A 19,043-nucleotide genomic window follows, 5' to 3' on the forward strand; every position below is an offset into this window, starting at 1 on the left:
ATACTTGAAAATCGGCGAAGGGTCAAACCTTCCGTGGGTTCGAATCCCACTCTCTCCGCCAATGCCCCTTGGCGCGCGGCTTCACCCACCGCCGACCGCACGGCCGCGAAGCTGTACCGGGTTTCCCCGCGCGGCCGGCCATGAAGATCCACTGCAACGCCCTCTACCAGATCGATCCCTACCTGTTCCGCGACTCGGACGGGCATGGATGGGGCACGCTGGATGGCATCACCGGGAAGCTCGACTACCTGGCCGAGCTGGGCGTGTCGACCCTCTGGCTGCTGCCGTTCTTCGTCTCGGGCGGACGCGATGGCGGCTACGACATCGTCGATCACTGCGCCGTGGATCCGAGGCTGGGCGATCTGGCGGCGTTCGACCGGCTGGTGCGCGAAGCGCGGCGGCGCGGCATCGGCATCGTCGTCGAACTGGTCCTGCAGCACACCTCCGACCGCCACCACTGGTTCCAGCAGGCGCGCCGGGATCCGGCGTCGCCTTTCCGTGCGCGCTACCTGTGGCGCGACGCACCCGAGGATCACGGCCACGATCCGATGTTCCCGCCGGTGCAGGCCGGCATCTGGACCTGGGACGCGTGCGCGCGGCAGTACTACCGCCATCTGTTCTATCCGCACGAGCCGGACCTGGATACCGCGCATCCCGCGGTGCGCGAGGAAATGTTCCGGATCATGGAATTCTGGCTGCGTCGCGGCGTGGCCGGGTTCCGCATCGACGCGCTGCCCTACATGGTGGAGCGTGCCCGCGAGGCCGATCCGGCTGAGCAGGGGCGCTGGCTGCTGGGCGAAATGCGCCGCAAGGCCGGCGAGCACCTCGATGACCCGATCCTGATCGGCGAGGCCGACGTGGCCGCGGGCGAGTACGGAACCTACCTCGATCACGGCCGGAAGCTCTCGCACCTGCTCGACTTCCACTTCAACAACCACCTGTTCCTCGCGCTGGCCTGCGAGGACGCTCGCGAGATCGCGGCCACCGCGGCCGAGTACCCGGCCGATGCGCCCGCCTCGACGCGGCTGATGTGGCTGCGCAACAACGACGAACTGGATCTGGAGCAGCTCGACGAGGACGAGCGCGAGCAGGTGATGCGGGCGTTCGCGCCGGAACCGTGGATGCGCATCTACGGCCGCGGCATCCGGCGCCGGCTGGCGCCGATGCTGGGCGGCGACGTGGCGCGCATCGCGATGGCGCATGCGTTGATCCTGTCGATCGGGCAGGTACCGGTGCTGCGCTACGGCGACGAGATAGGCATGGGCGAGGAACTGGCGCTGCCCGAGCGCCAGTCGGTGCGCACGCCGATGCAGTGGACGGCCGGGGAGGGCGCCGGCTTCGGCGATCGCCCGGAGCGGGCGTGGCGCCGGCCGATTTCCGCAGGGCCTTTCGGCCACGGCCGGATCAACGTGGCGGCGCAGCGCGACGATCCGGATTCGCTGCTGGCGCGCGTGCGCGAACTGCTCGCGGCCCGTCGCGGCCTGCCCGCCTTCGATACCCACTGCCGCTACGAGGATGCCGGCACGCCCGGGATCCTAAGCTGCCACTACGCCGATGCGCCGACGCCGCTACTGGCGCTGGTCAATCTTTCCGGCGAGCTCCGGCAGGCCGCGTTGCCCGCGGATTTCGTCCTCGACGCGACGAAGGTGGCGCGCGGCGCGCGGCCGCTCAGCGACCGGGTGGCGCTGCAACCGTACGGTTATTGCTGGTTGCAAGGCCGCCGGACGCGCTGAACCGCGGCAGCACGTCGCGGCCGAAATCGTCGATGAAGCGTTCCTGCGAAAGATTGACGTTGTGCAGGTACAGCCGCTCGAAGCCCTGTTCGAGATCTTCCTGCAGCCACCGGGCCTGCAGCCCGGGGTCGGCGGACACGCGCACCTTGCGCGCCATTTCCACCTCGTCCACCCGTTCGGCCAGCGCTTCGAACTGCTCCGGCTGCCGCAGCAACTGCGTGGCCGCCGGCGGCAGCACGTTGGTGCGCCACTGCGCCATCGCGCCGGCCATCGCGGCGTCGTCGTCGCGGTCATAGGACAGCTTGACCTGCAGCCACATCGGCTTGCCTTCGCCGCCGCCTTCGCGGAATGCGTCGGCAATGCGCCGTTGCTGCGCGCGTTCGGCGCTGACGGTGATCAGGCCATCGGCCCATGCGCCGGCCCAGCGCGCGGTCTCCGGCGTCAGCGCGGCGGCGATCAGCGGGATCGGCCGTGCCGGCCGCGAGAACAGCCGGGCATGCTCGACGACGACCGCGCCGTGGTGATCGACGCACTCGCCGCGCCACAGCGCGCGCATCACCTCCACGCATTCGCGCAGGCGCGCGTTGCGTTGCGCCTTGTCAGGCCAGGGCTGGCCGGTGATGGCCTCGTTCAGCGCCTCGCCGCTGCCGACCGCCAGCCAGAAGCGGCCGGGGAACATCAGCTCCAGCGTCGCAGCGGCCTGCGCCACGACCGCCGGATGGTGGCGGCCGGTCGGGCAGTTGACCATGCCCAGGGTGAGCGCGGTGGTCGCCATCGCCGCGCCGCTCCATGCCCAGGCGTTGCCCGACTGGCCCTGCGCGCGGCTCCAGGGATGGAAGTGCTCCGAGCACATCGCCGCGCCGAAGCCGCCGGCTTCGGCCCGGCGCAGGTGTTCGAGCAGCGCCTGCGGCGCGAACTGTTCGTGCGATGCATGGAAACCGAGCATGGCCATCGGCGTCTTCCTGCGGCATTGACTTTATGCCAACACGGACGGCGATAAAACGACGTCATGAGCGATGAGATCGGAAGCAGGACCTGGGCCATCGCCGAGGGCTACATCCCCGGATGGAGCCACGGCCCGGAACCCGCGCTGGAAAGCCACGAGACGTGCTGCGTACTGAACGCATCGGATCGCGACGCCGAGCTCGAGATCATGATCTTCTTCGAGGACCGACCCGCCTGCGGACCCTACCGCCTCACCGTCGGCGCACAGCGCACCTTCCACCTGCGCTTCAACGACCTCCGCGATCCGGAGCCGATTCCGAAGGAAACGCCGTTCGCCTCGCTTATCCGATCCAGCGTCCGCGTGGTCGTCCAGCACACGCGGCTGGACTCGCGCCAGGCCGCCAACGCGCTCATGACCACGATGGCGCATCCCTGCGATTGAACCGGGTGCGCTCCCGGCGCGCCGCGCTCGCCTTTCCCCGCCCCAAGGAGCCTGCCATGCCCGTTCCACGCTACCCGCGCCCGCCGTTCAAGCCGCAGCAGCAATCGTTTCCCGGCAAGACCGCCAAGCTGGATCCGACGCCCGATCACGGCGAGGAAAGCTACGTCGGCCACGGCCTGCTCAAGGGCAAGCGGACCCTCATCACCGGCGGCGACAGCGGCATCGGCGCGGCGGTGGCGATCGCCTTCGCACGCGAGGGCGCGGACGTGGCCATCGCCTACCTTCCCGAAGAGCAGCAGGATGCCGAAAGCGTGCGCGCGCTGATCGAGGGCGCCGGCGCCAGGGCCTTGCTGGTGCCGGGCGACATCAGCGATCGCGGACACGCGCGGGAACTGGTGGAGAAGGTGGCCGCCGGATTCGGCGGCATCGACGTGCTGGTCAACAACGCCGCCTACCAGAAGTATTTCGAGAAGTTCGAGGACATCACCCTCGACGAGTGGGAGAAGACCTTCGCCACCAACGTGCATGCGCCGTTCAACCTGATCCGCCTGGCGCTGCCGCACATGCCCGAGGGCGGCTCGATCATCAACACCGCGTCGGTCAACTCGAAGAAACCCAGCGCCAACATCTTCCCCTATGCCGCCACCAAGGGCGCGGTTGCCAACCTGACGCTGGGCCTGGCCGAGCTGCTGGCCGAACGCGGCATCCGCGTCAACGCGGTGCTGCCCGGCCCGGTGTGGACGCCCTTCATCCCGGCGGGCATGGACGAGGAATCGGTGAAGAACTTCGGATCGCAGGTGCCTTTCGGCCGTCCGGGCCAGCCGGCCGAGCTGGCCTCGGCCTACGTGATGCTGGCCGCCGACGGCGCCAGCTACACCTCGGGCGCGCTGCTGACCGTTGCCGGCGGTTCGGCGCTGCTCTGAAGGCCGGCCGGTTTCGGTTCTCTTCACCCGCGCGTCGGTTCGTCGTAACGGCGGCATCGATAGGGTGGCACGCGGCACCTCCCGGCGCCGCTTGCCCATCATCCCCGCACGAGGAATCCCCCATGAGCGTCAAGACCATCGAAGAGTTGTTCATCCATGAACTGTCCGACATCTACAGCGCGGAAAAGCAGCTGACCAAGGCCCTGCCAAAGCTGGCGCGCGCCGCTTCCAATCCGGATCTGGCGGCCGCGTTCGAAGCCCATCTGGAGGAAACACAGGGCCAGATCGAACGCATCGACCAGGTGGTCGAAACGCTCGACATCAAGCTCAAGCGGATCAAGTGCGCGGCGATGGAGGGCCTGGTGGAGGAAGGCAAGGAAATCATCGATTCGGTCGCCGCCGGCCCGTTGCGCGATGCCGCGCTCATCGGCGGCGCGCAGAAGGTGGAGCACTACGAGATCGCCGCCTACGGCACCCTGGCCGCGCTGGCCAAGCAGCTCGGCTACAGCAAGGCGCTGCCGCTGCTGCTGGAAACGCTGCAGGAAGAGAAGGCGACCGACGAGAAGCTGACCATGCTCGCCGAGCAGGGCGGCAACCAGGAAGCGGCCCGCCAGAACAAGCGCGCGGCCTGATCGGCCAGCGCAGGGAGAAACGCGATGACCAGCAAGCCGCTCGATCAGCAAGATGTCCGCCAGGCCGCGTACCGGGGAACCGGATCCGAACCGGAAGGGACCGGCATCCCGCGGGGAACCTCGCGCGACGATCCTTCGGCCGATCTTCCGGCCGTGCCCAACACCGAGCGCGGCCCGGAGAGCAGCGATTCCGACGACGCCAGTGGACGCGTCCAGCCGAATTTCGGCCAGGCCGGGACCTGGGGCGGATCCCAGGCTGCGCCCGCCGGCGAGGCCGGGACGGATGCGGCGGCGACGGACGCGGACGACAAGCGCGGTTCGAAATCCTGATTCCACTTCCGTTGAAGACGAAGGAGCACGCGCCGGCGCGATGTCCTGTGCGGCGATCAGTGGGTCGTGAAATGAATGCCGTTTCCAGCTTGTGATGTTTCCGGCGCCAGGGCCGCACCTTCGCTTTACGCGTGGTGTCCTACGCTTTTCTCCAGGCAATCCCGCCTGAGTCAAAAGGAGTTACCGAGATGGCCCAGAACAATCCCCAGAACCCCAACCAGAACAACCAGAACCAGAAGCAGCCGAACGATCCGAACCAGCAGCGTCAGCAGCAGCACCAGGATCCGAATCGCCAGCAGGAAGACCAGCGCAACCGCCAGCAGGGCGATCAGAACACCCGTGAGCAGCAACAGCGCTGATCCCGGCGAGGGTCGCAAGGAAAAACGCCTCGGCTTGCCGAGGCGTTTCTTTTGGAGAATTCGAAATTAAGCGCGGGACCGAATGTTTGTTCGCGGTTATTTCTCCCGCTTGCGGGAGAAAAGCCTGCCCCCGAAGGCGGGATGCCCGAATGGATGGACGAAGGCGCTTTTCGCGCGCCCCCATCCCATCCACTCGTGGCGCCTATCCCGCCAGCGACTGGGCGATGGCGGCGCTGAAGGCGGGGATGTCGTCGGGCTTGCGGCTGGTGATGATGTTGCCGTCCACCACGACTTCGGCATCCTGCCAGTGCGCGCCGGCGTTGGTCAGGTCGGTCTTCACCGAGGGCCAGGAAGTCAGCCGGCGACCCTTGGCCAATCCGCTCTCGGCCAGCAGCCAGGGGCCGTGGCAGATGGCGGCCACCGGCTTGCCCGCGCCGGCCATGTCCCTGATGAAGGCGATCGCCTTGCTGTCGCCGCGCAGCGTATCGGGGTTGATGACGCCGCCGGGCAGCACCAGCGCGTCGTAGGCGACGGGGTCTGCTTTCGAAAGCGGAACGTCGACCTGTACTTCGTCACCCCAGTCCTTGTCCTTCCAGCCGCGGATCTTCTGCTTGCCGTCGGGGGAAACCACGTCGACGCGCGCGCCATGCGCTTCGAGCAGGCGCCTGGGTTCGAGCAGTTCCGACTGCTCGAAGCCGTCGGTGGCCAGCAGGGCGAGGGTCTTGCCGGTGAGATGGCTCATGCGTGCGATGCTCCTGGGGGAAGGTCATCGCAGCATAGGGATCGCCGCGTCCGTGGCAGGTGAAGCGTGGCGACGCCGGCATGGCGCTTTGCCGCGCTGGCGCGGGTGTTTGCGCTACTGCTCAGGCGGTCTGTTGCATCGACATGCGCATGCCGGGCGCGGGCCGATGGACGTGCGCGGGCGAGCCGTCGCAACAGGTGCCGGCGCTGCCGATGCGCAGCCATACCTCGCGGATGATTTCCTCCGCCTGCGTCCAGTCCAGGCGATCGCGCGAGGGCAGGCGGCCATAGGCATGCTGCAGGCGCGGCGCCAGCATTTCCCAGGGCTCGCGATGCCACTTGAGATAGGCATCGTAGGCGAACTTGAGCGTGGGCTTCAGATCCTCGAAGCGTCCGGCCGGAATGGCCGGCGCAGCGAAGGAAAACCTCGTCTGCCAGTAGCGCAGTTCGGCATTGATGTCGATGCAGGCGCAGTCGTCGCGGTAGGAACCGCCGGCCTTGGGCATTGCCGTCATCGCTCTGTCTCCCCGGTGCCTGGAAGGAACCGCAAAGATAGCGCGCAGGGGTTACGGCCGGGTGACGGGGCGCGGCGGCCGATGCGCGCGCATCTCAGGCGCTGCGGCGCTTGCCCGGCGAAGCGGCGCGCTTGCGCGGCCTGGCGGCCTCGGCGCCGGCCTCGGGCTTGGCGGATTTGGCGGCCTTGCCGGCCTTCGCCGCCTTGGCCGCCTTGCGCGTGGTGGCGGCCTGCTTGCGCGCCGGGGTGCGGCGCTTGCTCTGCAGGCTTTCCTGCAGCAGCGCCATGAAGTCGACCACGTTGGTCGCGGTCCCTTCCGGCGCTTCCGCTTCCTCGGCCACCTTGGCGGTGCGTCCCTTCGACTTGATCCGCTTCTGGATAATCTGCTGCAGGCGTTCGCGGAACTCGTCGTGGTAGTCCTCGGGATTCCATTCGCTCGACATCGAATCGATCAACTGCCGCGCCATCTCCTTTTCCCTGGCGGTGATGCGGTAGGAATCGTCGCCACTGGCCGGCAGCCGGTAATCCTGCGGATCCACCAGTTCCTGCGGGTAGCGCAGCAGGATCAGCACGATCGCATCGCCCTGCGGCAGCACCGCGCACAGGTACTGACGGGTGCGGATGACCACACGCGCGATGCCGGCCTTTCCGGTCGCCTTGAGCGTCTCGCGCAGCAGCACGTAGCCTTTCTCGGCCTTCTTGGCCGGCACCAGGATGTAGGGTTTCTCGAAGTAGCGGTAGTCGATGCCGGCCGCATCGACGAAGGTCTCCACGTCCACCGACTCGTGGCTCTCCGGTGCGGCGCCGGCGATGTCCTCCTTCTCGATGACGACGTAGCTGCCCTTGTCGTACTCGAAGGCCTTGACGATGTCCTTCCACGGCACTTCCTCGCCGGTCTCGGCGTTGACCCGCTCGAAGCGTATCGGCTTGCGGTCGCGCGAATCGAGCATGCGGAACTGCAGGTCGACCTTGCGCTCGCCGGACATCAGCGAGACGGGGACGTTGAGCAGCCCGAACGACAGGGTGCCGGACCAGATCGGGCGTGCCATCGGTGTCTCCCTAGGGCATGCGTGCCGGCACGAACGGCGACACCGGATCGCTGGCGGGGAAGGTTTCCTCCAGCGCCTCGTCGTGGTTGTCGCTCTCGTGCGCCTGCCGGAGCTGCTGCTCGTGGGGCGTTTCCCAGGCCTGCCGGTTCTCGCCCGGGCCGGGCGGATCCTTGCGGTCGCGTGCCATCTGCTGATCTCCGAAGGGGGGCCGCGACACTGTCCCGCCAGCGGCCTGAAAACGCCGTGAAACCGCCGCGCGCGGTTCGAGCGTCGTTACGCGCCGTTGACCGTCCGGCCTGCATAAGAAGGACATGACGCTGGCCGAATACCGACGCAAGCGCGAGTTCGCCCGCACGCGCGAACCCGAGCCGGGCAAGCCGCCGCCGCGCGGGCGCCGGCCGCTGTTCGTCGTGCAGCTGCACCATGCCGGCCGCCGCCACTATGACTTCCGCCTGCAGGTGGGCGATGCATTGAAGAGCTGGGCGGTGCCGAAGGGACCGAGCTTCGATCCCGGCGTCAAGCGGCTGGCGGTGGAAGTGGAGGATCATCCGGTCGCCTATGCCGATTTCGAGGGCGACATCCCGCAGGGCCAGTACGGCGCCGGCCACGTGGCGATCTTCGATCGCGGCGTGTGGTCCACCGCCGGGGATCCGCAGGCGCAGCTGGAAAAGGGCCACCTGCGCTTCGAACTGTTCGGCGAGCGCCTGCGCGGCGGCTGGCACCTGGTGCGCAGCTCGCGCCGCGCGCGGCAGCCGGAATGGCTGCTGTTCAAGGAGCAGGATGCGCATGCCGGCGCGGTCGAGGCCGACGATCTGCTCGCCGGGCCGTCCACGCGCGCCCCGGATGCCGGCCAGGCCGCCAAGACCCCGGCCCGGCGGATCGCCGCGCTGGCGCGCCGGGCCGGCGAGTTGCAGGGCGCGCGCCGCGGCACGCTGAAGGAAGGCCCGTTCGAACCCGAACTGGCGCGGCTGGGCGAGTTCCCGCCGGCCGGCGAGGACTGGGTGCACGAAGCCAAGTGGGACGGCTACCGCCTGCTGGCGGTCATCAAGGCGGGCGACGTGCAGTTGTGGTCGCGCAATGCGCTGCCGTGGACGCACCGGCTGCCGGACATCGTCGCCGCGTTGCGCTCCCTGCGCCTGCACGAGGCCGCGCTGGATGGTGAACTGGTCGCCGGCACCGGCACCCAGGCCGATTTCGGCCTGTTGCAGGCCGTGTTGTCGGGCGAGAAGCAGGCGTCGCTGAACTACGTGCTGTTCGACCTGCTGCACCTGGCCGGCTGCGACATCACCGCCGCGCCGCTGGTGCAGCGCAAGGCCCTGCTGCAGGAACTGCTGGACGCGCCGCCGTCGCACCTGATCTACAGCTCGCACGTGACCGGGCGCGGCGAGGAGGCGCTGGCGACGGCACTGCAACGCAGGCTGGAAGGCATCATCTCCAAGCGCGCGCGCTCGCCCTATCGCGGCGGCCGCGGCGACGACTGGCGCAAGACCAAGCAGGCGCACAGCGACGAGTTCGCCGTGGTCGGCTATACCCTGCCCAAGGGCCGGCGCAGCGGCCTGGGCGCGCTGCTGCTGGCGCGCCCGCACGGCCGCGGCGGATGGCGCTACGCCGGCCGGGTCGGCAGCGGTTTCAGCGGGGAAATGCTGGAGCGGTTGCGGCGGCGCCTGCAGCCGCATGCGGTCGATGTGCCGACGGTGGAAGGCGTCGTCGATGACCCGGAACTGCGTGCGGCGCGATGGCTGCCGCCGCGCGAAGTGGTGGAAGTGTTCCATCGCGGCATCGGCAACCAGGGCCTGTTGCGGCAGGCTTCGTTCAAGACGCTGCGCGAGGACAAGTCCATCGCCGATCTGCGCAGCCCGCAGCGGGAGGACGGCATGGGCAAGGCGAGAGACGAAGGCGCCGGCAGGACGCGCAAGCGGATGCGGAAGGCCGACGCGGAAACGCCGCGTACGGCCGCGGAACTGCCGCTGAGCAGCCCCGAGCGCGTGGTCTACCCGGATCGGGGGACCCGCAAGCGCCAGGTCGCCGACTACTACCTGGCGATGGCGGACTGGCTGCTGCCGGAGATCGCCGGGCGGCCGCTGTCGATCGTGCGCTGTCCGCAGGGCGTGGGCCGGCCCTGTTTCTTCCAGAAGCACCATGCGGCCGGTTTCGCGCACGTGGCCTCGGTCGCGCTGGAGGAGGAATCAGGCACGCGCGCCGACTACCTGGTGGTGGAGGATGCGCTGTCGCTGATGGAACTGGTGCAGTTCAACGCGCTGGAATTCCATCCGTGGGGAAGCCATGCCACGACGCCCGAGCGCGCCGATCGCATCGTCTTCGACCTGGACCCGGGCGAGGGCGTGGCCTGGGCGGACGTGCGCCAGGCCGCGCGCGACGTCCGCCGCCAACTGGAGGGCCTGCAACTGCATTCCTTCGTGCGCACCACCGGCGGCAAGGGACTGCACGTGGTGGTGCCGCTGCGGCCCGGTTGCGACTGGGACCTGGTCAAGCCGTTCGCGCATGCGTTCGCCGAGGCGATGGCCGCGGCCGAACCGATGCGCTTCGTCGCCACCGCGACCAAGCGGCTGCGCAAGGGGCGCATCTTTATCGACTACCTGCGCAACGGCCGCGGCGCCACCAGCGTGGCGTCGTTCTCGCTGCGCGCCCGCGAAGGCGCGCCGGTGGCGATGCCGCTGCGCTGGGAGGAACTGGGGCGGATCCGCGGCGGCGATGCGTTCGACATCGACAGCGCGCCGCGACGCATGCGCCGCCTGTCGGGCCATCCCTGGGAGGATTACGCGCGCCTGCGCCAGGATCTGTCGGGACTGGAGGATCGGCTGCGCCTGAGGGCCGCCGGCGGCCGGGCAAAAAAACCCGGGAGTGGGGACTCCGGGGGGAAATGACGAAGGCGAAGTCCACCTCGTCATGCGGCGGCGAACGGCTGGGAGTATGTGCGCGCACATGGCATCGCGCCATCGGGTGGAAGCGGATGCGAGGCAGGAAAACCCCGAATGGCGCTCAGGCGCGCATCCGTGCGCGGCCCTGGAACAGCCGCCACTTGCCGTCCCCGCCTTCGAGGTTGATCGCGTAGTCCTTGCCGTGCTCGGCGCGCTGGTTGGCCAGCTTCACCGCGTAGGACAGCGCGGCCTGGCGGCTGGAGAAGCGCAGCGGCGGCGACTCGTTGATCGAGAGCGGATAGGCTCCTTCCTCGTCGGGCGCATACGGCAGGTCGAACATCATCATGGGTGCGGCGGACAGCGGAAACTGCCCGGCAATCTAGCGATGGCCGGGTGATGAGGACGCCAAGGAAGCCCGAGCGGAACCGCGCCGGTTCAGTTCAGGGCGAGGCGGCCGGCGCGGCTGCGGCGGGGCCACGGCGATCCCACTGGCGCAGGGCCTGTTCCAGCACCTGCACGCTGGCTTCCAGGTGCGCCGCATCGAGCGCGGCGAGGGTGTCGCCGGGGCTGTGGATGACCTGCATCACCTTCGGCGGCGTGGCCGGCTGCTGCCCGGCGAACACCTGCAGGATGCCTTCGATTTCGGTGCCTTCGACCCGTGAGAACGACACCGCCGGCCAGCCGGCGCGCTGGAAGGGCAGGTGATCGGTGGGCGGGTAGCGTTCGCCGGCCACCAGTTGCAGTCCGCGCGCGGCGACCAGCGGGCGCAGCGCCGCGGCCAGCGGATCGTCCTGCCGCAGGGTCATCATCCACAGCGTGTCGCCCCAGCCGTAGACGTCGAAATTGACGTACAGCGCCGGCCGTTCGCGGCCCGGCGTGGCGACCCAGGCGCGCGAACCGAGCAGGCCCTTTTCCTCCAGATCCCAGAACACGATGCGGGCGCGGTGGCGGGCCAGCGGCTGGCGGTGCAGGGCGCGCGCCAGCTCGATCACCGCCGCCACCCCGGAGGCGTTGTCGGTGGCGCCGTGCCCGATCTCGACCCGGTCGTAGTGGGCGCCGAGCAGCAGCAGCGGGGCGCCTTCGGGGCCGCCGAGATCGGCCACCAGGTTGATGCCGGATTGCCCGTCCTGGCTGAAGGGTTCGCGCTGCCAGGCGATGCCCAGCCTGTCCAGCCGCGCGGTGATGGCCGCGGCGCGCCCGGCGGTGTCGTGGCCGGCGCTGATGTCGGCGACCTGGCGCCGCCAGTCCGCCGCCGGGGCGGCGTCGCGCGCGACGGCGGCGAGCGGAAGCAGCGACAACAGCAGGCAGGACAGCAGGCGTGCGTGCAGGGACATGGCTTTTACCCGGGTGGCGAGTGTGTGAGTATGCACCGGCGCCGGCCTGTGGGCGGCGCCGCAGGGATGACAGCCGACCGGTGAGTGGCGCCACGGCAAGGCGCCGCCCGACCGGACTTCGACAGAGACCGTCTGGGACGGAGACAGGGACGAGAGGAACGATCGATGAAGATTCGCGTATATCTGGTGGACGATCACGCGCTGGTGCGCGCCGGCATGAAGATGATCCTCGGCAGCGAGGACGACATCGAGGTGGTCGGCGAAAGCGAGAGCGGCGAGGCCGCGCTGCCGCAAATCCGGCAACTGGCGCCGGACGTGGTGCTGTGCGATCTGCACCTGCCCGGCTACAGCGGGCTGGAGGTGACCGAGCGCATCGTCCGCGGCGATCACGGCACCCGCGTCATCATCGTCTCGGTGCTGGAGGACGGCCCGCTGCCCCGGCGCCTCCTCGAGGCCGGCGCTTCCGGCTACGTCGGCAAGGGCGGCGACGCGGCCGAACTGGTGCGCGCGGTGCGCGAGGTCTCGCGCGGGCGCCGCTACCTCGGCAACAACGTGGCGCAGAACCTCGCCCTGCACAGCGTCGCCGGCGAGGGCTCGCCGTTCGACGCGCTCTCGCCGCGCGAACTGGAGGTGGCGATGCTGCTCACCCAGGGCATGCGCCAGGACGACATCGCCCGCCGGCTGAGCCTGAGCGCCAAGACCGTCAACACGCACAAGTCGCGGCTGTTCGAGAAGACCGGCGTGCACGACAACATCGCGCTGGCGCGGCTGGCCGCGCAGTACGGCCTGCTGGATCCGGCACGGGCGCTCTGAGTCCGCTTCCCGGCGGAAAAGCGGTCAGACCGGCCGCATTGCGCGGGATGGACCCCAGTGGAGGCGACGACGTGGCCGCCACGCCCGCGTTGGCGGGTCATCGCGCCGCGGGAGCCTCTGCCAGCGTGATGTCGACGGGCGAGAGCCTGCCATCCAGTTGCGCGACCACCTCCCGGCGGGGGAACAGTCCGTCCGCCGCCAGGATCATCAGGATGTCCTGTTCGACGAAGACCAGGCAGGCGATCCGCAGATCCTCCTTGAGGCGGCCGGCGAGATCGCGTTCGTCTTCATCACGGTCCGACTGGCTGAATACCGCGTGGGCGATCTCGTTCGCGATTCGTTCCAGCAGCTGCGCCTGCTTGCGCGGGGTCAGCTTGCCGATGACCGCCTCGCCGAAATCCAGGGCTTGCGAGAAATCGGTCTCGCCATTTTCCGACTCGAAGACTACCTCGACCGGATGCGCATGGCCGGGCAGCTTCGCCTTGCCGTGCAGATCGCCGTCCACCAGGTACGCATCGGCCAGGAAGCCGGAAACGGGCGCGGCCTTCGTCTTGCCGGGTTTCCGCGGCCTGGCCGCGGCGGGGCGAGGAAACAGCGAATCGATCCTGGCGATGGTCTCCGCCTTATCCGCCACGAAGAAAATCCTTTCCTCGACCCGGTCCAGCAGGGCGAAACAGTCCGTTTCCGCATGCAGCCAGATCTCGCTGAAGAAGTCCTTTTCCTTGCAGATCAACCGGAAATGCTCCTTCAGCGCCGCCTGCCCGCCGAGATCGTCGCGCTGGGTCCTGTGCGCGGCGTTCCGGTGCAGGTGCATGGCGAAATCGGTCAGCAAAATGATCGAGGAAGTCTTGAAATCCAGCGCCCACTGGCCGTCTTCCTCGAAGTACAGCGGGGGATCGATTTTCCCGGAATCCGTCTTCCTGATCAGGAAGCGGTTGCGGTTGTTCTCGAACGTGATGCGTATCCCTTCGGCAACCTGTTCGGTCGCGATGAACCGCCCGCCGTCGATGCCTTCCTGGACCCGCTCAATCAAGTGGACGTTCCTGGGATGGGGCAATCCCTCGGCTTGCGTCATGGCCGGACCGCCGTGGCAACGCAGCAGGGTTTGCAGGATCCGGAAGTAGTCGGCGTGCTTGATCATGGGCCTCGTCTCGCGTTCGTTGCAGCGTTGGGTGGGTTCGTCCATATCGGGTGCGGACCGCGTATCTCCCGCGCATCCGGCATGGGAGCCCGGGCGGTCCGCAGGACGCCCTGCCGTGGGGCGCGCGCATCATGCCGGGGAATGGGGCATGCGCCATCCGGCCTTGGCGACGCGCAGGCGAAGAGGCATGGCAACGACGGGAATGGAACATTCGCCGGCATGCGATTGGCGTTGCGGAGACGGGCTTCGCTTCCATGCGTTCGATGCAGCGGCTTGCCGAAAGATGCGGTGATTGTAGGGGCGGCGGGGAAAGCCGCGGTGACTGTTGGCGGAACGCCACGGCCGGGAAAACATGCGGGGACGATTGGCGATGGCGGTGGCGTCTTTCCGTACGGGCTCGCATTGCCCAGCGTTGCGGATTGGCCGCCTGGTCCCGGAAACGCCACCGGCCGCGCGAGGCGGCCGGTGGCGGGTGCTGCAGACGGTGTCGTCAGGCGGGGCGGTCGGGATCTTCCTGCCTGTCCGTGGCGACCGGTGCTTTGGCCTGCGCGCCTTCTTCCTCGGGCTGCTGCGGCAGCGGGTCGAACAAACCGCGCGTGACCGAGGGCGGGGTGTCGGCGTCGGCGACGAAGAACAGCGAACCGGTGCTGCCGCGCGACGGTGCCGGGGCGTCCTTGGTCTTGGACGGGGCCGCCGTTTCGTCCACCGGAGACTGCGCCACGGGCACGACCGCTACCGCTTCCTCGCGATGGCCTTCGTCCGCCTGCGCCTCGGCGGCTTCCTGCACTGGCGATGCCACGTCGGCGATGGGGGACGGGGTCCCAGGTGCCGGTTGCCGCTGAGCTTCGACACTGGCGGTTTCCGTTTCCACGATCGTCACCGTTTCCGGCTTGTCCGTGGTGACGGCGGCCGGGGCCGGGGTCGATGCAACGGGCTGGGCTTCTTGTTCCACCCCCTGTACCGGGGTCGCCTGGATCAACACCACCTCCTCGGCCCTGGCCGGGGAAGCGGGTTCGTCCAGCGCGACGGCAGGCGCAGGCGTGCCGGCGGGAGCGACCGGGTCCGCCGTGGGTTCCTGCACGGCTTCCTGAGGCGCGGGGACTTCCTGTTCCAGCGTGGTAGTCACCGCATCGACCGCGCTGGCACCCGCGACGGCAGCGGGAGCGGTCTCGCGGCGCGTCCGGGCCGGCGAGGGCGCCGGGGCCTGCGGCGCGGCGACGTCGTCGAAATCGAACTCGGGATGGCTGCGCGGGGCGGTGGCGGTCGCGGGGGCGTCGCCGCCTTCCTCGCCGTCGTCGTCGCCTTCGAACGTGCCGTCATCGGCCAGGTTCTCCTGCGCGCCGCTTTCGCCATTGCCACGGCGGCGGCGACGGCCGCCACGACGGCCACGGCGGCGGCGGCTGCCCGCTTCGCCGGTTTCCGCATCACTTGCCGCAGCGGCGGCATCGCCCGGCACCGAGGCTTCGGCGGCGGTCCCGGTGGCCGGGGCCGCGGCGATCGCCTCGACCGGCTGCGTCGGTTCGACCGGCGGCTGCACCGGCTTGCGGACGGCCTCGGCCTCGGTGGCCGTGGCGATCGGAGCCGCCGCAGCGGCCGCGGCCGTTGCCGGCGCCTTCTCGATGGCGGCCGGCGCGGCATCCTGCCTGGCCTGCGGCTTGGCGACTTCGCGCGCGGGCGGCTGCGGCTTGCCGGCATTCGCGGCCGGCTGCTGCGCCTGTGCCTGCGCGGCGCCGGCTTGCGGCTGCTGCTTCGGCGGCTTGGGCGTCTGCGGGCGCGGCTGCTTCTGCGACTGTGGCGGCGGGTTCTCGCCGCGCGGCTTCTGGCCCGGCTGGGCGCCGCCGGCCTGCGCCTTGGCGCGCGGTTCGTCCTTGCGCGCGCCGCCGGCGCCGCGGCCCTGTGGCTGGCCCCGGTTGTCGCGATTGTCGCGGCGGCCGCCGCGATCGTTGCGCTCGCCGCGGCGCTGGCCTTCCTGCGGCCTGGTAGCCGGCTGCGCGGCAGCGGGCGCCTCGCCGGTCAGCAGGCGCTTGAACCAGCCGACGATGCCGCCGCTGGCGGGCGCGGCGACGGCCACCGGCACCGGCGCGGGTGCCGCCGGAGCGGGGGCGGGCGCCTCGCGTTCCTCGCGCACCGGGGCGGGCGAGGAATGCTTGACCTGGGTGACGGCCGGGGCCGGCGGGATGTTGAGCTGCGCCTTGGTCAGCGCGTGCACCGGCAGCTTGCGCGGGGTGCCGCGCTGGTAGCTGGGCTTGCTGGTTTCCTCGCCGAGCTCGTTCTCGCGGATGCGGGTGACCTCGTAGTGCGGGGTGTGCAGCTGCTCGTCGGCGACGATGACGATGGGCGCGTCGTGGCGGCGCTCGATCTCGCGCAGCGCGCCGCGCTTCTCGTTGAGCAGGAAGTTGGCGATCTCCACCGGCGCCTGGATCAGCACCTGCCCGGTGTTGTCCTTCATCGCGTGCTCTTCCGCGACGCGGATGATCGACAGTGACAGCGACTCGACGCTGCGCATGCGGCCGTGGCCCTCGCAGCGCGGGCAGACGATCTGGCTGGACTCGCCCAGGCTCGGGCGCAGGCGCTGGCGGCTCATCTCCAGCAGGCCGAAGCGCGAGATGCGGCCCAGCTGCACGCGCGCGCGGTCGTACCTGAGCGCGTTCTGCAGCTTGTTCTCGACCTCGCGCTGGTGCTTGTTCGACGACATGTCGATGAAGTCGATCACCACCAGGCCGCCGAGGTCGCGCAGGCGCAGCTGGCGGGCCACTTCCTCGGCCGCCTCCAGGTTGGTCTGGAACGCGGTCTCCTCGATGTCGCCGCCCTTGGTGGCGCGCGCTGAGTTGACGTCGATGGCGGTCAGCGCCTCGGTCTGGTCGACCACGATCGAGCCGCCGGAGGGCAGGCGCACGTTGCGCTCGTAGGCCGCCTCGATCTGCGATTCGATCTGGAAGCGGTTGAACAGCGGGATGTCGTCCTTGTAGTGCTTGAGCTTGCGCAGGTTGTGCGGCATCACCTGCTGCATGAACTCGCGCGCGGTCTCGTACATTTCCTCGGTGTCGACCAGGATCTCGCCGACGTCGGCGCGCAGGTAGTCGCGCAGGGCGCGCACGATCAGGCGCGACTCCTGGTAGATCAGGAACGGCGCCGGCTTGCTCAGCGCGGCCTCGGCGATCGAGCGCCAGACGCTGAGCAGGTAGTCCAGGTCCCACTGCAGCTCTTCGGCGTCGCGGCCGACGCCGGCGGTGCGGATGATGACGCCCATCTCGTCGGGGATGTTCAGCGCGTCCATCGCGCGCTTGAGCTCGGCGCGGTCCTCGCCCTCGATGCGGCGGGACACGCCGCCGGCGGTCGGCGAGTTGGGCATCAGCACCATGTAGCGGCCGGCCAGCGAGATGAACGTGGTCAGCGCCGCGCCCTTGTTGCCGCGCTCGTCCTTGTCGACCTGGACCACGACCTCCTGGCCCTCGCGCAGCAGCTCGCGCAGCCCGGCCTTGTTGGGATCGACCCCGGCCTGGAAATAATCGCGGGAGATTTCCTTCAGCGGCAGGAAGCCGTGGCGGTCGCCACCGTATTCGACGAAGGCCGCCTCGAGGGACGGTTCGAGCCGGGTGATGCGGCCCTTGTAGATGTTGGACTTCTTCTGTTCCTTGGACGGCTGCTCGATGTCGATGTCGTACAGGGTCTGTCCATCGACGATGGCCACGCGCAGTTCTTCTTCCTGCGTGGCGTTGATCAACATGCGTTTCATTTGCGTTCCTCGCGCGCTGCTACCGCGCGGAACGCCGTGGCGTTTCGCCTCTGGAACCGGCCCTCCGGGGAGGGCGCATCTTTTCCCGCCCCTTGCGCAGGCGCAGCGGGGCAGGTCGGGGTTTCCAGCGCTACGACACCACGGCAAGCCGCGGGAGCGCTTTGTAGTAATGGATTGTCACGGGCCGGCGGCAGCTTTCCTCGCGGTGGCGCCACACGGGTCATCTCTAGCTCCGGTGTCTGACACACCGGGCGGTATCCGGGTTCGCCGGCAAGCCGCTAACATGGCCGCCCCGGGGGCGGTGGCCGCGCACTCGACCGGAATCGCGGAAAGCTGGGCTTCTGGCCCGCGGCGATAACGACTGCCTAACTTCCTGCGAAATCAAACCCTTATCTCGCCTGGCGAGTGTATCAGAAAAACCCGGATGACCGTTCAGACTTCCCGCCCCCCCGTTCCCGCCGCCGGCAAGACCGCCGTGCGCACCGTCACCGTGCAGGCCGACCGCGCCGGCCAGCGGCTGGACAACTACCTGTTGGGCCAACTGAAAGGTGCCCCGCGCAGCCTGATCTACAAGCTGGTGCGCAGCGGCCAGGTGCGGGTCAACGGCGGCCGCGCCAAGGCCGAGCGCAAGCTGGAGGCGGGCGACGAGGTGCGCATCCCGCCGGTCAATCTCAACGAGACCGGAGACAATGCGCCGCCGCCGGCCGGCTTCCTGCAACGGATGGAGCAGGCCATCGTGTTCGAGGACGCGCGCCTGCTGGTGATCAACAAGCCCACCGGCGTGGCCAGCCACGGCGGCAGCGGCATCAGCCACGGCGCCATCGAGACGATGCGCGCGCTGCGGCCCAACCAGTCGCTGGAACTGGTCCACCGGCTCGACCGCGACACCTCCGGCCTGCTGATCCTGGCCAAGAAGCGCTCGGCGCTGACCGAGCTGCAGGCGCTGATGCGCGAGGACAGCGACGGCGACCGCGCCATCGTCAAGCGCTACCTGACCCTGCTGGTCGGGCGCATGCCCGACGGGGTGATGACGGTCGATGCGCCGCTGCACGTGGGCCTGCGCCAAGGCGGCGAGCGCCACGTGCAGGTCAATCCGGGCGGCAAGCCGTCGCTGAGCCATTTCCGCGTGCTGGAGCGTCGCGGCGGGCATTCGTATTGCGAAGTGCGCATCGAGACCGGCCGCACCCACCAGATCCGCGTGCATGCGCGGCACATCGGCCACCCGGTCGCCGGCGACGACAAGTACGGCGACGCGGCGGTCAACAAGCGCCTGCGCGAGCAGATCGGGTTAAAGCGCCTGTTCCTGCACGCGGCCTCGCTGGAGTTCGCGCTCGACGGCGGCAAGACCCCTTACGTGCTCAATGCGCCGTTGGCCGAAGACCTGCGCGCGGCATTGAACCATTTGGTATAGCATCGGGAAATCGGGGACTGTTTGAAGCCGGGTCGATCCGCCGGCCCGAGAGCCGGCATGC

The 19,043-nt window shown here is 69.3% G+C and carries 18 protein-coding genes; 9 read left to right on the plus strand and 9 right to left on the minus strand.

What is annotated here, in order from left to right; genetic code table 11:
• The first annotated feature begins 140 nt into the window (after window positions 1-140).
• Window positions 141-1,733: an alpha-amylase family glycosyl hydrolase gene (locus AAG688_RS08215; RefSeq protein ID WP_411834850.1), complete on the plus strand. Its 1,593-nt coding sequence runs from the start codon at window positions 141-143 to the stop codon at window positions 1,731-1,733.
• On the opposite strand, the gene AAG688_RS08220 is transcribed toward AAG688_RS08215, so the two are convergent.
• Window positions 1,669-2,685 carry a TIGR03885 family FMN-dependent LLM class oxidoreductase gene (locus AAG688_RS08220; RefSeq protein ID WP_411834851.1) on the minus strand — a complete coding sequence of 339 codons (1,017 nt, stop codon included), beginning with the start codon at window positions 2,683-2,685 and terminating at the stop codon, window positions 1,669-1,671. The two genes, AAG688_RS08215 and AAG688_RS08220, sit on opposite strands and share 65 nt — an antisense overlap.
• A 57-nt stretch (window positions 2,686-2,742) precedes the next feature.
• Here AAG688_RS08220 and AAG688_RS08225 point away from each other — a divergent pair, with 57 nt between their 5' ends.
• The 5 genes from AAG688_RS08225 (at window position 2,743) to AAG688_RS08245 (ending at window position 5,364) form a co-directional block, all read left to right on the plus strand.
• A complete protein-coding gene (locus AAG688_RS08225) occupies window positions 2,743-3,120 on the plus strand; it encodes a sensory rhodopsin transducer (RefSeq protein ID WP_411834852.1) in 378 nt (125 codons plus the stop codon).
• Window positions 3,121-3,176: 56 nt separating this feature from the next.
• Complete coding sequence (locus tag AAG688_RS08230) at window positions 3,177-4,043, plus strand: SDR family oxidoreductase (protein ID WP_411834853.1); 867 nt, start codon at window positions 3,177-3,179, stop codon at window positions 4,041-4,043.
• Window positions 4,044-4,165: 122 nt separating this feature from the next.
• Window positions 4,166-4,675 carry a ferritin-like domain-containing protein gene (locus AAG688_RS08235; protein WP_411834854.1) on the plus strand — a complete coding sequence of 170 codons (510 nt, stop codon included), beginning with the start codon at window positions 4,166-4,168 and terminating at the stop codon, window positions 4,673-4,675.
• Window positions 4,676-4,699: 24 nt separating this feature from the next.
• Complete coding sequence (locus AAG688_RS08240; protein ID WP_411834855.1) at window positions 4,700-5,005, plus strand: hypothetical protein; 306 nt, start codon at window positions 4,700-4,702, stop codon at window positions 5,003-5,005.
• Between the two features lie 188 nt (window positions 5,006-5,193).
• Window positions 5,194-5,364 (plus strand): hypothetical protein, encoded by a 171-nt coding sequence (locus tag AAG688_RS08245; protein ID WP_411834856.1) that lies wholly within the window; start codon window positions 5,194-5,196, stop codon window positions 5,362-5,364.
• A gap of 202 nt (window positions 5,365-5,566) precedes the next feature.
• On the opposite strand, the gene AAG688_RS08250 is transcribed toward AAG688_RS08245, so the two are convergent.
• The 4 genes from AAG688_RS08250 to AAG688_RS08265 all read right to left on the minus strand — a co-directional run bounded on the left by AAG688_RS08250 (window position 5,567) and on the right by AAG688_RS08265 (window position 7,855).
• Window positions 5,567-6,106 carry a type 1 glutamine amidotransferase domain-containing protein gene (locus AAG688_RS08250; RefSeq protein WP_411834858.1) on the minus strand — a complete coding sequence of 180 codons (540 nt, stop codon included), beginning with the start codon at window positions 6,104-6,106 and terminating at the stop codon, window positions 5,567-5,569.
• Window positions 6,107-6,227: 121 nt separating this feature from the next.
• On the minus strand, window positions 6,228-6,620 hold the full coding sequence (locus tag AAG688_RS08255) for a hypothetical protein (protein ID WP_411834859.1): 393 nt from the start codon (window positions 6,618-6,620) through the stop codon (window positions 6,228-6,230).
• A 94-nt stretch (window positions 6,621-6,714) separates the two neighbouring features.
• Window positions 6,715-7,668, minus strand: a complete 954-nt coding sequence (locus AAG688_RS08260; protein WP_411834861.1) for a Ku protein — start codon at window positions 7,666-7,668, stop codon at window positions 6,715-6,717.
• 10 nt (window positions 7,669-7,678) lie between these two features.
• Entirely contained in the window at window positions 7,679-7,855 is a 177-nt protein-coding gene (locus AAG688_RS08265) for a hypothetical protein (RefSeq protein ID WP_411834862.1), read from the minus strand.
• A 124-nt stretch (window positions 7,856-7,979) separates the two neighbouring features.
• On the opposite strand from AAG688_RS08265, the gene ligD reads away from it, so the two are divergent.
• On the plus strand, window positions 7,980-10,553 hold the full coding sequence (gene ligD, locus AAG688_RS08270) for a DNA ligase D (protein WP_411834863.1): 2,574 nt from the start codon (window positions 7,980-7,982) through the stop codon (window positions 10,551-10,553).
• 115 nt (window positions 10,554-10,668) lie between these two features.
• Here the strand turns inward: ligD and AAG688_RS08275 are convergent, their stop codons facing one another.
• Window positions 10,669-10,893, minus strand: coding sequence for a hypothetical protein (locus tag AAG688_RS08275; RefSeq protein ID WP_411834864.1), 225 nt, complete (start codon window positions 10,891-10,893; stop codon window positions 10,669-10,671).
• 94 nt (window positions 10,894-10,987) lie between these two features.
• Window positions 10,988-11,881 (minus strand): M28 family metallopeptidase, encoded by an 894-nt coding sequence (locus AAG688_RS08280; protein WP_411834865.1) that lies wholly within the window; start codon window positions 11,879-11,881, stop codon window positions 10,988-10,990.
• Window positions 11,882-12,046: 165 nt separating this feature from the next.
• Between AAG688_RS08280 and AAG688_RS08285 the strand changes: the two genes are divergently transcribed.
• Window positions 12,047-12,694 carry a response regulator gene (locus AAG688_RS08285; RefSeq protein WP_411834866.1) on the plus strand — a complete coding sequence of 216 codons (648 nt, stop codon included), beginning with the start codon at window positions 12,047-12,049 and terminating at the stop codon, window positions 12,692-12,694.
• A gap of 97 nt (window positions 12,695-12,791) precedes the next feature.
• On the opposite strand, the gene AAG688_RS08290 is transcribed toward AAG688_RS08285, so the two are convergent.
• Window positions 12,792-13,835, minus strand: coding sequence for a hypothetical protein (locus AAG688_RS08290; RefSeq protein WP_411834867.1), 1,044 nt, complete (start codon window positions 13,833-13,835; stop codon window positions 12,792-12,794).
• A gap of 490 nt (window positions 13,836-14,325) precedes the next feature.
• Complete coding sequence (locus tag AAG688_RS08295; RefSeq protein ID WP_411834868.1) at window positions 14,326-17,571, minus strand: Rne/Rng family ribonuclease; 3,246 nt, start codon at window positions 17,569-17,571, stop codon at window positions 14,326-14,328.
• 424 nt (window positions 17,572-17,995) lie between these two features.
• Between AAG688_RS08295 and AAG688_RS08300 the strand changes: the two genes are divergently transcribed.
• Window positions 17,996-18,982 carry an RluA family pseudouridine synthase gene (locus AAG688_RS08300; protein WP_411834869.1) on the plus strand — a complete coding sequence of 329 codons (987 nt, stop codon included), beginning with the start codon at window positions 17,996-17,998 and terminating at the stop codon, window positions 18,980-18,982.
• The last annotated feature ends 61 nt before the right edge of the window (window positions 18,983-19,043 follow it).

Source organism: Pseudoxanthomonas mexicana, assembly GCF_046736355.1.
GTDB classification, from domain to species: Bacteria; Pseudomonadota; Gammaproteobacteria; order Xanthomonadales; family Xanthomonadaceae; genus Pseudoxanthomonas_A; species Pseudoxanthomonas_A mexicana_B.

Excerpts from the sequence above, each read along its gene's own strand:
- AAG688_RS08215 (WP_411834850.1), top strand. The coding sequence starts at position 141 with ATGAAGATCCACTGCAACGCCCTCTACCAGATCGATCCCTACCTGTTC.
- AAG688_RS08220 (WP_411834851.1), bottom strand. The coding sequence starts at position 2,685 with ATGGCCATGCTCGGTTTCCATGCATCGCACGAACAGTTCGCGCCGCAG.
- AAG688_RS08225 (WP_411834852.1), top strand. The coding sequence starts at position 2,743 with ATGAGCGATGAGATCGGAAGCAGGACCTGGGCCATCGCCGAGGGCTAC.
- AAG688_RS08230 (WP_411834853.1), top strand. The coding sequence starts at position 3,177 with ATGCCCGTTCCACGCTACCCGCGCCCGCCGTTCAAGCCGCAGCAGCAA.
- AAG688_RS08235 (WP_411834854.1), top strand. The coding sequence starts at position 4,166 with ATGAGCGTCAAGACCATCGAAGAGTTGTTCATCCATGAACTGTCCGAC.
- AAG688_RS08240 (WP_411834855.1), top strand. The coding sequence starts at position 4,700 with ATGACCAGCAAGCCGCTCGATCAGCAAGATGTCCGCCAGGCCGCGTAC.
- AAG688_RS08245 (WP_411834856.1), top strand. The coding sequence starts at position 5,194 with ATGGCCCAGAACAATCCCCAGAACCCCAACCAGAACAACCAGAACCAG.
- AAG688_RS08250 (WP_411834858.1), bottom strand. The coding sequence starts at position 6,106 with ATGAGCCATCTCACCGGCAAGACCCTCGCCCTGCTGGCCACCGACGGC.
- AAG688_RS08255 (WP_411834859.1), bottom strand. The coding sequence starts at position 6,620 with ATGACGGCAATGCCCAAGGCCGGCGGTTCCTACCGCGACGACTGCGCC.
- AAG688_RS08260 (WP_411834861.1), bottom strand. The coding sequence starts at position 7,668 with ATGGCACGCCCGATCTGGTCCGGCACCCTGTCGTTCGGGCTGCTCAAC.
- AAG688_RS08265 (WP_411834862.1), bottom strand. The coding sequence starts at position 7,855 with ATGGCACGCGACCGCAAGGATCCGCCCGGCCCGGGCGAGAACCGGCAG.
- ligD (WP_411834863.1), top strand. The coding sequence starts at position 7,980 with ATGACGCTGGCCGAATACCGACGCAAGCGCGAGTTCGCCCGCACGCGC.
- AAG688_RS08275 (WP_411834864.1), bottom strand. The coding sequence starts at position 10,893 with ATGATGATGTTCGACCTGCCGTATGCGCCCGACGAGGAAGGAGCCTAT.
- AAG688_RS08280 (WP_411834865.1), bottom strand. The coding sequence starts at position 11,881 with ATGTCCCTGCACGCACGCCTGCTGTCCTGCCTGCTGTTGTCGCTGCTT.
- AAG688_RS08285 (WP_411834866.1), top strand. The coding sequence starts at position 12,047 with ATGAAGATTCGCGTATATCTGGTGGACGATCACGCGCTGGTGCGCGCC.
- AAG688_RS08290 (WP_411834867.1), bottom strand. The coding sequence starts at position 13,835 with ATGATCAAGCACGCCGACTACTTCCGGATCCTGCAAACCCTGCTGCGT.
- AAG688_RS08295 (WP_411834868.1), bottom strand. The coding sequence starts at position 17,571 with ATGAAACGCATGTTGATCAACGCCACGCAGGAAGAAGAACTGCGCGTG.
- AAG688_RS08300 (WP_411834869.1), top strand. The coding sequence starts at position 17,996 with ATGACCGTTCAGACTTCCCGCCCCCCCGTTCCCGCCGCCGGCAAGACC.